This is a genomic window from Nonomuraea sp. NPDC049714 (assembly GCF_044465295.1).
Lineage (GTDB): Bacteria > Actinomycetota > Actinomycetes > Streptosporangiales > Streptosporangiaceae > Nonomuraea.
Genome location: NZ_JBITLM010000009.1, coordinates 58,494 through 71,736, shown reverse-complemented (window position 1 = coordinate 71,736; position 13,243 = coordinate 58,494). Strand labels below are relative to the sequence as shown.

Annotated in this window: 12 protein-coding genes and 1 pseudogene; 6 read left to right on the top strand and 7 right to left on the bottom strand. The window is 67.5% G+C overall.

The window, feature by feature from the left end; translation table 11 throughout:
- Nucleotides 1-119 precede the first annotated feature (119 nt).
- Entirely contained in the window at nt 120-1,550 is a 1,431-nt protein-coding gene (locus tag ACIBQX_RS31510) for a M20/M25/M40 family metallo-hydrolase (protein ID WP_397010885.1), read from the top strand.
- Nucleotides 1,551-1,651: 101 nt separating this feature from the next.
- On the opposite strand, the gene ACIBQX_RS31505 is transcribed toward ACIBQX_RS31510, so the two are convergent.
- From ACIBQX_RS31505 to ACIBQX_RS31495, 3 genes are all read right to left on the bottom strand, one after another.
- Nucleotides 1,652-2,095, bottom strand: a complete 444-nt coding sequence (locus ACIBQX_RS31505) for a hypothetical protein (protein WP_397010883.1) — start codon at nt 2,093-2,095, stop codon at nt 1,652-1,654.
- Between the two features lie 582 nt (nt 2,096-2,677).
- On the bottom strand, nt 2,678-2,923 hold the full coding sequence (locus ACIBQX_RS31500) for a hypothetical protein (protein WP_397010881.1): 246 nt from the start codon (nt 2,921-2,923) through the stop codon (nt 2,678-2,680).
- 460 nt (nt 2,924-3,383) lie between these two features.
- Nucleotides 3,384-5,228 (bottom strand): serine hydrolase domain-containing protein, encoded by a 1,845-nt coding sequence (locus ACIBQX_RS31495; RefSeq protein WP_397010879.1) that lies wholly within the window; start codon nt 5,226-5,228, stop codon nt 3,384-3,386.
- Between the two features lie 167 nt (nt 5,229-5,395).
- On the opposite strand from ACIBQX_RS31495, the gene ACIBQX_RS31490 reads away from it, so the two are divergent.
- The 3 genes and pseudogenes from ACIBQX_RS31490 to ACIBQX_RS31480 form a co-directional block, all read left to right on the top strand.
- Nucleotides 5,396-6,547 carry a sensor histidine kinase gene (locus tag ACIBQX_RS31490; RefSeq protein WP_397010877.1) on the top strand — a complete coding sequence of 384 codons (1,152 nt, stop codon included), beginning with the start codon at nt 5,396-5,398 and terminating at the stop codon, nt 6,545-6,547.
- Entirely contained in the window at nt 6,525-7,178 is a 654-nt protein-coding gene (locus ACIBQX_RS31485; RefSeq protein WP_397010875.1) for a response regulator, read from the top strand. Before ACIBQX_RS31490 ends, ACIBQX_RS31485 begins: the two co-directional genes overlap by 23 nt.
- A 361-nt stretch (nt 7,179-7,539) precedes the next feature.
- Nucleotides 7,540-7,956: pseudogene (locus ACIBQX_RS31480) on the top strand (SDR family NAD(P)-dependent oxidoreductase); the annotation flags it as partial.
- A 54-nt stretch (nt 7,957-8,010) separates the two neighbouring features.
- On the opposite strand, the gene ACIBQX_RS31475 reads toward ACIBQX_RS31480, so the two are convergent.
- Entirely contained in the window at nt 8,011-8,910 is a 900-nt protein-coding gene (locus tag ACIBQX_RS31475; RefSeq protein WP_397010873.1) for a hypothetical protein, read from the bottom strand.
- Between the two features lie 142 nt (nt 8,911-9,052).
- On the opposite strand from ACIBQX_RS31475, the gene ACIBQX_RS31470 reads away from it, so the two are divergent.
- Both ACIBQX_RS31470 and ACIBQX_RS31465 read left to right on the top strand, forming a co-directional pair.
- Nucleotides 9,053-9,568, top strand: a complete 516-nt coding sequence (locus tag ACIBQX_RS31470) for a SigE family RNA polymerase sigma factor (RefSeq protein ID WP_397010871.1) — start codon at nt 9,053-9,055, stop codon at nt 9,566-9,568.
- On the top strand, nt 9,555-10,286 hold the full coding sequence (locus tag ACIBQX_RS31465; RefSeq protein WP_397010869.1) for a hypothetical protein: 732 nt from the start codon (nt 9,555-9,557) through the stop codon (nt 10,284-10,286). The genes ACIBQX_RS31470 and ACIBQX_RS31465 overlap by 14 nt, the downstream gene beginning before the upstream one ends.
- A gap of 230 nt (nt 10,287-10,516) precedes the next feature.
- Here the strand turns inward: ACIBQX_RS31465 and ACIBQX_RS31460 are convergent, their stop codons facing one another.
- From ACIBQX_RS31460 to ACIBQX_RS31450, 3 genes are all read right to left on the bottom strand, one after another.
- Complete coding sequence (locus tag ACIBQX_RS31460; protein ID WP_397010867.1) at nt 10,517-11,119, bottom strand: hypothetical protein; 603 nt, start codon at nt 11,117-11,119, stop codon at nt 10,517-10,519.
- 85 nt (nt 11,120-11,204) lie between these two features.
- On the bottom strand, nt 11,205-12,062 hold the full coding sequence (locus tag ACIBQX_RS31455; protein ID WP_397010865.1) for a GNAT family N-acetyltransferase: 858 nt from the start codon (nt 12,060-12,062) through the stop codon (nt 11,205-11,207).
- A 230-nt stretch (nt 12,063-12,292) separates the two neighbouring features.
- Nucleotides 12,293-12,997, bottom strand: coding sequence for a DUF4386 domain-containing protein (locus ACIBQX_RS31450; RefSeq protein WP_397010863.1), 705 nt, complete (start codon nt 12,995-12,997; stop codon nt 12,293-12,295).
- Nucleotides 12,998-13,243 lie beyond the last annotated feature (246 nt).

Below are 13,243 nucleotides of genomic sequence, written 5' to 3'. Positions count from 1 at the left end.
GAGGGACGTTTGAGTGCTGTCTTTGACGGCCGATCATGGCGTACGGAGCCGACAGCTTCCGGGCGGGCCGTCGCGCTCGCCGTGCATGAGAGGCGCGGCGTTTGCGCCAGTATTACCGCATGGACCATCAGAAACTTCGTGAAACGATCAGTGAAGCCTGGGCGACGGACGTGCTGCCCAGCCTCTCCGGGTTGATCGAGATTCCCGCCGTGTCGTCCGCCTACGACGCCGCATGGGAGGAGCACGGTCATCTGCGGGCCGCCGTCGAGCACGTGCGGGGCTGGGTGGCATCGCGGGGCCTGCCCGACGCGCGGTGCGACGTCTTGCAGCTCGACGGCCGCGCCCCGCTCCTGCTCGTGGACGTGCCCGCGACGCCGGGCGCGGCGGCTACCGGGACCGTCCTGCTGTACGGGCACCTCGACAAGCAGCCGCCGCTCGGTGGCTGGTCGGAGGGCCTGGGCCCGTGGCAGGCGGTGATCCGCGACGACCGGCTCTACGGCCGAGGTGCCGCCGACGACGGGTACTCGGGCTACGCCGCAACGACCGCGCTGGAGGCCGTACGCGAGGCAGGCGGCGAACACGCCCGGGCGGTCCTGCTGCTGGAGACCGGCGAGGAGTCCGGCAGCCCGGACCTGCCCGTGTACCTGGAGCATCTCACCGGTCGGCTCGGCGAGGTGTCGCTGGTGGTCTGCCTGGACGGGGGCGGCGGAGACTACGAGCGGTTGTGGCTGACCTCCAGCCTGCGCGGCGCGGTGCAGGCGACCGTCACGGTGCGCGTCCTCGAGACGGGCGTCCACTCCGGGCTCGGGAGTGGCGTCGTGCCGAGCTCATTCCGTGTCATGCGCCGGCTGCTCGATCGAGTGGAGGACCCGGAGACCGGCGAGGTCAAGGTGGCCGAGATGGTGGTGCCCATCCCGGAGGACCGGCGCGCGGAGGCGGCGGAGCTCGTCGCGCTCCATCCGGAGATCGCCGTGCCCCGGTTGCCGCTGCCGCCGGGAATGAGGCGAGCCTCCGACGACGACGTCGAGCTCGTCCTCAACAACACCTGGCGGCCGACCCTGTCCGTGACCGGCGCCGGCGGGCTCCCGGACCCCGCGGTGGCGGGCGCCGTGCTGCGGGCCTGGACCTCCTTCCGGCTGAGCTTCCGCCTGCCCCCCTCGGCAGACGCCGAGGCGGCGCGGGCCGCGCTGGAGAAGATCCTCACGACCGACGTGCCGTACGGGGCGCAGGTCGAGGTCGGCGACTTCATGGTCATGAACGGCTGGCACGCGCCGGCGCCGGCCCCCTGGCTGGCCTCGGCGTTGCGGCAGGTCGGTGATCGCGTGTTCGGGAAGCCGTGCCAGAACTTGGGCATCGGCGGCGGCATCCCGTTCATGGAGATGCTCGGCAGGCGGTATCCGCGGGCGCAGTTCGTCGTGACAGGCGCGCTCGGTGGGGACTCGAACGCGCACGTGCCGGACGAATGGCTGCACATCCCGTTCGCCGTGCAGGTGACCGAAGCGGTCGCGCACCTCCTCGACGCGCACGCACGCGCCGGCGGGCATGCGTGACCCGATCCGCCATGATGCCTGAACGGCGGCATCCAGGCTCACACCCCATCCGGCTCGGCGCGCCGGCTCGTCCGGTTCACCCACTGGGCTGTGGATAGGCGTCATGAGGGCGTATGACGATGGTGCTGACTGTGCCGTTGCCCCAGACGGTGGTGTTCAACTTCATCCGCCCGTCCAGGGACGCCATCATGAACTCCGGCAGGGAGGCGTACGTGAATCCACGCGATGTCATCGTCCCCAGTGCCGGTTTCCCAGTATCTCGCGTAGCAGACTGAGAGCAGGAACTCACGATCTTCGTTGAAGAGCCCGTACTCGGCTGCCATGCGGAACCAGCCCGCATTGACCTTGTCGGGCATGTCCGCGTCGTCGACATCGGCTATCTCGTCCGGGCGGGAATCGAACCGGCCATGCTCCGGTCCTGCACTCGCGGCTGAGTGTCCCGGTGGCAGCGGAGGCAATCGGACGCTCTCTTGGTTCATCCGCTTGACGAACAGGAGGCCGGCTGGTGCGAGAAGAGTGGTCACATCGGCATCGGTAAGCGTCACAGCCGTACGGTAGTCCTTCTTACCCGATCACATGCCGACGTTCCACGATCACCACTTGAGCACGACTGTCGCGCGTTGACGAGGCGCCTGCCCTGCCCTTGTGAACAGAAGGTTCGGGGTTCGATTCCGCTTGGCGCTCCCAGGTGGAACGCCCTTCGCGATGATCGCGAGGGACCTTTGGGTTCATACGGCACGATATGCAAGTGCAGGCTAGTCGGATTCTGTTGCTGGTGCAGAACCACTCTCCAGATTGGGAGGCGTGACAGCAAGATCCGCTCTTGGTGGTGCCATCCACGCGCTGACGGTCGATGACGGCTGCTGGCCGTCCGCGCTCCGCTCATGGCGGATAACAAGCGACTCCAGGGCCTATTGCCGTCGCCGCCTCCGGCCAGCCGCTCAACCGAGCCCACTGGTACGACACCCTCACCGAAGAGCAGCAGCACGTAGCCCAGGACCGCCGTACCGCCCGCCTCGAAGTCGGCCGCCAGGCGAAGGGCCTGGCCTATAACCTGGTCGGGCGAGCAAAATGCACATCGGGTCCCGCCCACGACAGGCGGGACTCGATGTGGCAGGGGTGTTATGTCAGGAAGCTTCGAACCGAACGGACTTGATTGTCGTCAGGCCGCCGTCCCATGTTTCGTTGGGGATGAGCGCATGATGCAGGTGTGCTTCGTTGCACGAACGCGTCGTGTAGAGCAGGGCCTTGAAGTTGGTTTTGTTGTGCGCGAAACTGGCATCCGATTGTAGATCGTAGCACCTCTCCGTTGGCTCCTGGATTGTGGTCCAGGAAGTGTCGGAGACGGCGCGGTAGTGAAAAGCCAAACTCACATGAACCACCTCTCACAATTCCGCGTGACGGGCCGAAGATGCGCCCCGCAGCTATTTGTGCATTGGCTATAGTGGCAATCTGACCTGTGCGGTCTAACGCACTTTCACAGCTTTTCGCTCGCCATTCAGATGCCTGTGCAATCTCAAGTACCCTTCCCAATCGCCCATACCCTGAGATCGAAGCAATCGTTCCTAAAAAACTCATCAGAACGGGACGCAGGGTGAGGACACGGATGGAGCCGCAGGCGCGTACCAAGGGCCCGAGTGGGCCGATGCGGGCCAAGCTCGTTGAGCAGCTGTCGGACGTTCACCACCGCGGCGCGGCAGGCGGGACGGCTCGTGCGGGGGCTGGGACTTCGACTCGGCGGGCGACGTGACGAACCTCTTGGCCAACTATCCGGCGACCGACCATCCGGACGAGACCTCGTACCAGAGCCTGCTGAGTCAGGCGGTCGAGTGATCACAGGTGCCAGCCGAGCAAGTTCCAGTGCCGGCAGAACCAGAGGAGGGCGAGCAGTCCCGCCAGCACGACCACCTGGTGGCCGCGGGCCAGGACGCCCGCGCGCCGCCAGGCCCTCACGGTGGTGGCGACCGCGGCGACGGTGAGGGCGAGGACCAGCAGCGGCAGCACCAGGAGTACCTGGACGTTGGTCGGCACGCCGTACAGGATGCTCGTGTCGCCGGCCAGGACCAGCGTGAACAGCACCACGAACACCAGTCCGACCGCGGCGGCGAGCCCGGCCAGGACACGTCCGGCGCGCCAGACACGCGGAACGGGACGCTTCTTGGCCCCGCGGACCACAGCGGCCACCGGCAGGCCGAGCACGGCGGTCAGGGCGGTGACGGCGAACAGCAGGACGATGACGACATTGACCGGCGGGGTGTCCCACCAGGGGACGCGTTGGTAGGTGGGGCCGTCCGTGGCCACGTACGCGACACCGCTCCCGCCGGTCACCAGAGCCAGCCGCTGCGTGCCGCCGTTCTGCTGATACAGCCCGGGCCCCAGTGAGCTCCACGTCGAGCCCCTGAAGGTGAGCTTCCCGCCCTCCACCCGCAGCGCGGTGGAACTGGTCAGGGCGACCACCTTCTCGATGCTGGACTCGGCGGACCGGGTGAGCTTGTAGAAGCCTTCAACAGGCATGACGGAAGCACCGCCGTCGGGCACGGAGCGCTTTCCGGGCAGGAAGCGGTCGAAGAAGGCAGGAATGATCTCGGTAGCGGCGTCGGCCCCGCCTGGACTGTTCGTGGAGACGAACAGGCCGAGGTCGGCGTCGGGCACCAGCAGCAACGCGCTCTGGAAGCCCTCCCAGCCGCCGTCGTGCATGAGCACGCGATGCCCGTTGAGCGTCTGCTCCTTGAACCCGTGGGCGTACCCGTCGATGCGCGGATCGGCCGCGAACGTGCGCCGGTGCATGAGCCGGGCCGTCGGCTCGTCGAGGATGCGCTGGTCGCCGACGCGTCCGTCCCGCAGGTGAGCGATCATGAACTGGGCCATGTCGTTCGCGGTGGCACTGATCGACCCGTCGGGGGCGAGGTTGTCGAAGACGAACGGCTTGCGCCGATACGCCCCGCCCTCGTGGTCGTAACTGCGCGCCAGATCCGCGGCCAAGGGGGCGGGGACGGGCTCGGCGGCCGTGCTGTGCCGCATCGCGAGCGGGTCGAGGATGTGGTCGCGCACGTACGCGTCATACGGCTGCCCGCTCACCCGCGACACGATGTATCCGGCCAGCGCCGCCCCATAGTTCGAGTACGCCGACACCTCGCCGGGCGGGCGCACCCGCGCGGGCATGTTGTCGGCGAGATAGTCCGCCAAGGGCGGCACGTCGTCCTTGCTCCGCGCCCCCACGCCGATCGTGCGGTCCTCGAACCCGGCCGTGTGGTCCATCAGGTCCTGCAGCGTGATCGGCCGGGGGTAGGTCGCGGGGATCCGGAACGCGGTGAGGTAGCGGTTCACGTCCGCCTTCAGGTCCAGCTTGCCCTGCTGAACCTGCTGCATCACCGCGGTCCAGGTGAACAGCTTGGTGATCGAGGCGATCCGGACCATTGAGGTGTCCGGGTCAAAGGGCCTGTGGTTCTCGACGTCGGCCAGTCCGTACCCCTTGCTGAAGAGCGTCCTCCCACCGCCCACCACCGAGACGACCGCGCCCGGCACGTGGTTGGCCGCCAGCGCGTCCGCCATCGCGGCGTCGAAGAAGTCTGCTAGAGCACGTTCGTCCGGAATGTCGGTAGCTGCCGCGGCGGGACGCGGGACGAGGATCATCAGCGCCGCGCACACCGCGACGAGCATCGAACGGAAGACACACACGGGACGACTCCTGACCTTGTCGAGGCCATCCACGATGCGGCCGGCGAGGGTGCGGCCACATCGTCATCGCGGCCACGGGCGTCTCCGACGAAAGTCGGAGACCGCCCGGCGTCCGGCATCGACCCCGGTATGAGGTGGCGCGCCGCCGCCCTGGCTACGCTGGATCGATGCTGTCGTACCGCGCGGCGCTGCGGCGGGTGGCCGCGCCCGGGCCACACGCGATCAGTGCGGCCTCCGTGGCGCTCTGCCTGTTCCTCACCGTCCTGGCAGTCAAGACGCCGTGGGCGCCGCTGCCGCGACCCGTCATCGCCGCCGCCGGGCTGGCAGGCACGGGTGCGGTGTGGTTCCGGGGCCGGTGGCCGGTCGCGGTGGCCGTCGTCGGGGCGGGCGCGTACGTGCTGTCGGGCAATCCGGGGCCGCTGCTGATCGGCCTGTTCTCCGGCGCGGGCACGCGGTTCCTGGCGCTGGCGGCGATCGGCATGGCGGGGTTCCTGGCCCAGCAGTGGGTGGACGGCGGCCGGTTGGGCACGGACGCGCTGATCTCGGCGGTGACCGCCACCGGGGTCACGCTGGCGGCAGGGGCGTACGCCACCACCCGCCGCGAGCTGACCCGATCGCTGCGCGAGCGCGCCGAACGCGCCGAGACCGAGCAGCGTCTGCGCAACGAGCAGGCGAGGTCCGCTGAGCGCGGCCGGATCGCCCGGGAGATGCACGACGTGCTCGCGCACAAGGTCACGCTCATCTCGCTGCACGCCGGCGGCCTGGAGGTGAACGCGAGCGCAGGGCCCGAGCGCGTCGAGCGGGAGGCGGCGCTGATCAGGGTCAGCGCGCAGGAGGCGCTCGGAGAGCTGCGCAAGATCCTTGGCGTGCTGCGCGCCGGGCCCGACGATGACGACGACGGCTTCCCCGACCTGCGGCGGCTGGTGGACTCCTGGGTATCGGCCGGCGGGACCGTCACCCTGCACGGCGATATCAGCACGTGGCCACCGGAAACGGCCAAGGCCGCGCATCGCCTCGTCCAGGAGGGCCTGACCAATGCGCACAAGCACGCCCACGGGGCCCCGGTCACGGTCACGGCCACCGGGAGCAGGGAAGACGGCGTCACGATCGCGGTCGCCAACGGACGATCGCTCCAGCCGAGTACGGAGACCGGCGCCGGGGTCGGTCTGGTGGGCCTGGCGGAGCGTTTCCGGCTGATCGGCGGAACGGTGCGCGGCGGGCCGGACGATGCGGGAGGCTGGCGACTTGAGGGCCGGCTGCCGTGGCACGCCGCGGACGCATCCCCAAGGGAATCACATGATCAGGACACTGCTGGTTGACGACGAATCGCTGATCCGCGCGGGGCTGCGGTTCATCATCGAGTCCGCACCCGACGTGGAGGTCGTGGGCGAGGCCGAGGACGGCAACCAGGCCGTCGACGCGGTCCGCCGCCTGGGGCCCGACGTCGTCCTGATGGACGTCAGGATGCCCCGGTACGACGGCCTGGCCGCCACCGGGGCCATCCGCCGGCTCGCCCGGGCACCTGCGGTGATCATCCTCACCACATTCGACAGCGACGAGCACATCTTCACCGCCCTGGAGGCGGGAGCCTGCGGGTTCCTGCTCAAGGACACCTCGCCGCACGACCTGATCCGGGCGATCCGTCTCGCGAACGGCGGCGACTCGATGCTGTCCCCGCGGGTCACTCGGCGGCTGATCCACCGCATCACCACCGACCAGCCCATTCGGCGCCGCCGTGACGCGCTCGCCCGGTTGGAGGCCCTGACCGGCCGCGAGCGCGAGGTGCTCACCGAGGTCGGGCTCGGCCGCTCCAACACCGAGATCGCGGCCCGCCTGAACATGAGCGAGGCCACGGTCAAGAGCCACATCTCCCACCTGTTCGACAAGCTCGCCGTCACGAACCGCGTACAGGTGGCCATCGCCGCCTACCGCGCCGGCCTGGTCGACTGACTCAGCCCAGCCCAATGCGTGGGTTAGGGCCGTTGGCCTGCTTCCGTTTCGGCACCGGACATGGGTGTACGTCCTTGCAGCCGATCAAGTTGACGAGGCCGCAGAGCAGCCGCCGGTGCAGGAGTGGGCCGCCGACCCCGGTGAGCACGATGCGCGAAGCACTGTCTCGGGGGCGTGGTGTCATTGCCACGGCTCGAGATGTGGAGGCGGTGCTCAAGGCGTACCCGGACAAGCCTGCCGGGCTGCTGGCGGTGACTGCGGACGTCACTTCTCAGGAGCAACAGCAAGCCGCGGTTGATGTTGCGTGCCCAGGGATCAGGGTGCGTCCTGAACATCGGTTCGGTGGCCCGGGTTCGCGACGGCTCCGGGCACAGGCCTGTACGGCGCGACGAAGTTCGCCCTCGAAGGGATTTCCGAAGCGCTGTATGGCGAACTGGCACCCCTCGGTGTGCGGGTCGTCATTGTCGAGCCGGGCGGCTTCCGCACAGATTTCCTCGATGGCGCAAGCCTTCAGGTCCAGCCCGCATCCATTTCGGACTATGACGCCGGTACGGGTCCGACCCGTGGGGCCTTGGCCGCCAACAACGGCCGGCAACCAGACGATCCGGCGAAGGCCGCCACCGCGATCGTGGACGTTGCGGAGGCCGCCGAGCCCCCGTTGCGCCTGCAACTCGGCGCCGACGCCATCGAACGGGTGGAGGCCAAGCTTGACCTCGTCCGCCGTGAGCTGGACCAGTGGCGGCTCATCGCCCTATCGACCAGCTGGTGGACAGGTTGACGAGCTGGCTTTCTGCCAAGCGCCATGGCGATCATGGAGATGGACAGCGGCGCGTCAGGGCAGAGCCGGCACGGCAGGCTGGGAGTCGGTCCAGCCGACCTCGATCAGCGTCGTGTTGGTCGTGCTGTAGGGCAGGCCTGCGGATGCCTTACCGTCGACCGTGCCCAGATAGTTCTGTGACAGCAGCACCATCCTGCCGGTGTCGACGATCAACCTCTCCCTGGTCGAGTGCGCCTTCTTTCCCGTCCCGCTCGTGTGGTCGAGCACGACGGCGGCGCCGGGTCTGCCCAGGTCGTCCTTCGCGTTGCCGTCGGCGCGGGCGCCCGGCAGCGTCAGCAGGGCCTGATAAGCCGCGGCGCGGACCTCCTTCGGGGCGGGAAGATCGTGCAGGAGCTGGGACAGGGTGTATTTGAGCCAGCCAGGCATGTCGATCTCTCGACCGGCCCGGCCCGCATTCGTGAGCCAGTCCTTCAGACGGCTCGGGTCGGCGGGCAGGCGCTGAACCTCGTCGTACGTCAGCCACTGCCCCGCGAATTGGAACTTGTTCCATTTCGTCGGCTCTGGTCCAACGTGGCCTCTGGCGGGCTCGGCGGACAGCTTCACCGTCTTGCCGTCGATCGACGTGCTCCACGTGGAGGGGGAGCCGTCGCGCCGCCATGCCTTCTTGTCGGCCGCGGTCCCCGGCAGCGTCCCGAGCTCCCGGAACCCGAACCAGCTCCTGCCGTCGGGGGTGCTCCACCGTTCCGAGATCTCCCGCACGACCAGCGAATACGGGGCCGACTTGGAGCCGAACCGCAAGGGATGGGTGGACGTCGTCAGCGTCCTGGTGTGCCAGTAGGCCCCCTCGGGGGGAGTGGCCGCGACGGCTGCCGGCGCGCCCAGGACGGTGGCGCCCACGGCCAGGGCGACGCCGAGAGTGATCAGCCGCCGGGCCGGCGCGGTCGTGAACGTCATCAGATTGCTCCATGGATTCGAAGTCACGACCATCCATACGCCTGGGCCGCTCGAAGGGTTGCCCGCGAAAATATTCTGAGCGAGAGGGCAACGGTCGCGAAGGCCGAGGCGTATTAGAAGGCGTGATATCGGACAGACAGCCGTGAACGGCGGCGAACACGACTTCGGCGCCTTCGTGGCCACGCGTGCCACGAGCCTGCTGCGGGTCGCCTATCTCGCCTGCGGTGACAAGACAGAGGCCGAGGACCTGCTGCAGGCAGCGCTGGAGCGTACCTACAGGAACTGGGACCGGGTGGCCCGCCACGACAACCCCGAGCCCTACGTGAGGCGCGTCATCATCAACGCCGCCATCAGCCGCGCCCGCCGCCGGGCGATCTTCAGCATCATCCCCATGCACAGCCCGCCAGAGACGCCGGCCCGTGCGAGCGACCCCGACCTGCTCCATGTGCTCATGGAGGCGCTGCGCGCCCTGCCGCCCCGGCAGCGGGCGGTGATCGTCCTGCGCTACTGGGAGGACCTCACCGAGACACAGACCGCCGAGGTGCTCGGATGCGCGGTCGGCACGGTCAAGAGCCAGGCGTCGAAGGCCATGGCCAAGCTCCGTTCGGTGCTCGGCCGGGAAACACTGGAAGGAGCGATCAAGGATGCCCACGCTTGAGGACGAGATCCGCCGGCTCATGGCGGATGAGACGGCGAGGCTGCACGCCGCGCCTGACCTGGCGGAGCGGGTCATGCGCTCCTCCCGCAGCAAGCGGCGGAGGGCCAGGGTCGCGGCGCTGGCCACGTCGGTTGCCGTCATCGCCGCCGCGCCCATCGGGTACCTGACCGTCGGCTCGGTGGCCATGACCGGGCAGGAGCCCACGATCTCCGTGGTACCGGAACCGCCTCCCATCGACGACACCCCACCCGTGCCGACAGAGCCGCCGAACCTCGGGGACCTGGGCGACGGGAGGGAGTTCGGGCATGTCAGGGTGGGATACCTGCCCGAGAGGCTGCAGTGGTCCCAACGGTCGGTGGACAACGGCGACAGATACTCGACCACGTACAACTACAAGGGCGACGACAAGGGCTCCTATCGGGTGCGGATTCACATGTACGAGGAGGAGGCCGTCCAGGAGGCCGACGACCAGATCCAGGCTTATCGCGGCGAGGAGGACGGCGAGGAGGTGACCGTCGGCGCACGGAGCGGCTACCTGGTCGTGCAGAACGTCGGTGAGGACGGCATGAAGGGCGCTCCGACCCTCTTCCTCAGAATGGGCGACAGGCAGTGGGCCGAGATCATGTTCAGCCCTGTGTACGCGGAGGAGTTCTCCAGCGCTGAGGCCGTCGACGCCGAGCTGAAGAGGATCGGGGAAGGGCTCACCTCCACCATGTGATGCCACGTTCGAACCGGGCTCTTGTACACATAAGAGTTGCTGGGCAGCCTCCTTGAACGCGCCGTAGCGGGTTGCGTCGGGCAGTCGTGCCAGACTCAGCGGACCTGCTGACGCTGGAGCGCAGTCGAGGTCAGCGGATGTCATCCTCTCGGCATCTGACGGCACGAATTGAGAGAACAGGCACGGTACGTCTCACCGGCGGTTCACATCGAAGTGGCCTTGGCGTTCGCCTAATCCGTCACAGTGATCATGAAGTATTCGTCGAGGGCTGAGATGAGCCGGTCGGCCGGCCCCGGGGTGGTGGTCGCCGCCCATTGCCGGGCGAGGTCGAGGAACCCGGAGAAGTGCTGTTGGGCTGTGGTGAGCAGGCTGGAGAGCTCGCCGCGGGTGATCTCGATGGACGGAGAGTCCCCGTCGTCCTGGAAGAGCCGGATGACGTGACCCACATGTGTGATGTGTGGCGTGGGGTCGTGGCCGAGCCATGGTTCTTGCCCGCGAGCCACGTCCCACCAGTCCCGCCAGTTCTCCAAGCCGAAGCAGCAACCGGGCGAGATGCTGACGCCCGTGGTGGTGTCGCGGAAGCGCAGCCCGCCTGGAGCGATCAGGGCTCCCGCTTCGGCGAGATGCTGTTCCAGGTGGGCCTCGGTCAGGTCGGCGGCGTGGGCGATGGCGATTCTGTTGTAGCTGAAGATGACGGCCATGGCCGTCCCGACTTCGAGGGGAGACATCCGGCCGGAGAGGGCGAGAAGGCGGTCGCTCGATGGCTCCGCGATCGGCCAGGCCGTGAAATCCACCGCGTCGTAGGTCTCCATGACGACGTTGACGATGACCATGGTCGCCAGTATCCAGCCATTGCGCGGGTGTGCGGTTGCTGGAGTGTGAAGCGGGCTCGTCGGAAGGTCGAGGGGAGTCAGCGGGTCAATAGAGGATGCTGGGCAGGTACGCTCCGGCGGGCTCGCTGTAGAGCCCGATGGTCATCAAGTTCGCCAGCTGGGTCACCTTGAGGCCGTGGTCCAGGCACCACCCGAGCAGCGCGGTGTCGCTGGCCGGTACGAGGATGCCCGGCCCGTTGAAAGCGGAGGCCGAGGCGATGAGCGCCTTGAGATCTTCCGGAGTCTCGCCCACGGCGTGGGCGAAGTAGGCAAGGTCAGTGGCGTACCCGGTCACCCGGCCACCGTGCTCGACCACACGGGCCGTTCCCTGCTGGAGCGCGTCGCTGACCTCGCCGCCGCGGTCGATCCCGTGCACCCGCCGGCATACCTGGTTGCATGCGGGCAGGTCCGCGTCCGTCGCCGGCCGTACCTTGTATCCGGGGATGGTGGACCCGATCGGCGGGCCCTGCAGGCATGCCATGGTCTCGCGGAACTCGAAGCCCAAGCTCGCGTACAAGGCGAACGACCTGCAGTGATAAGCCGCCTGCAGTAGCCGGATGCTCGGTACCCGCCGTGCTTCGGCCCGGTGCATGACGTCTTCCATGAGCCGACGGCCCACACCGGCGTTCTGGCATGCCGGATCGACGGTGACCGGCCCGACGCCGACGGCATTCGAGCGCTCATCGAGGAAGTTGCTGCCGACGATCCGTCCGTCCAGTTCCGCGGTCACGCTGTAGAAGCCCGGGTGGGTCAGGAGCGAGTCCACCAGGCCGGTCGCGGTTTCCACGTCGGGAAGGTCGCCGGTGAAGCCGTGCTCGCGGGCTATCTGGTCGAACGCTTCGAAGCAGATCCTTCCGCACTCAGCCGCATCTGTGCGCGCCCCGGGACGCAGGAGAAGATCCATGGAGACCGCCTCCGTCTCCGCTGGTCGTCAGATCGGATACGCCTCCGCGCTGGGATGCGGAAACGCCCCCTTTATCCATCAAAGCACCATGCCCGTTGCACGGTGAAAGGGGTAGCCTGTTCCAGCGCCCGCACAGAGGAAGGCGACCCCTGGCACCGGGTGGCCATGGCTGAGGTGACAGGAACTTCCCCACACGCCGACGCATCCAGGAAGGTCAGACGACGTGCACGTCAGTCGCGTCGGCCGTCGAGCCGTTGGCCCCTGGTCGATGCCTTCGTATCGAAGCCTTTTGTGATCAACCACATGGCCAGGACCAAGCCTTGTAGGGCCAGTGGTGCATTTATGGCCAGGTAGATTGGCGTGACGACATCGGCCAGGCGGAGAAGCACCATAAAGCTCGCCGACATGGCTAGTCCGACCCCAATGATTCCCCACGCGGACAGCCGGCGAGGGATAAATCTCGACCGATACAGAATGCAGAAGAATAGAAGATCTCCGAGACTCAGCGAGATGATGAGCGCGACGTGATTGACCAGGTCGCGCGCCGTTCGCAGCAGCTCGCCCAAGGTTTCCAGGTGTGATGTGCCTGACGCGCCGGCTTGGGCATATTCCTGTCCCAGTACAAGGAACAAGGGTAAAAGAATCACGCCCATGAAGTGGAACGTGGCTGCTATCAGCCTGAATCCAAGGAAGCCCAGACTGAGTGCTTCACTTTCGATCCTCAATATCGGATGCAGATACAGCGCAAATCCGATAGAGGTGGGGATCATCAGTGCCTGACAGACTGCGCCGACGAGTATCTGGGTCTTGTGCGCAGGAACCAGATCGAGATAGTTGGGCTCCTCCAGGACGGGAACAACACTGAGCGCGCCGGCGATCATGCCTACGATGATCAGTGTGCCCGCGATTTTCGTTGCTCGCCTGCTTGTTTTCATGAAACTCTCCCGACTTGGTCGGCGCGGGTCGGCCGTGCGAATGAACTTACAACTGTAAGGACGCGGCCAACGCTACCCTTACATGCGTAAGGCTGCAAGCGGTCTGCTGCAGAAAGAGGTTCGGGTGCCCGGGGTGGCGGGTCCTGTTGATCTCGGCGGCCAAGGTCGAACTCCTCGTGGTACGTGCTGTGTCCTGATGGGGAGACCGTCGCCGGAGACGTGCAGACGCTTCCCGATCGGCACTCA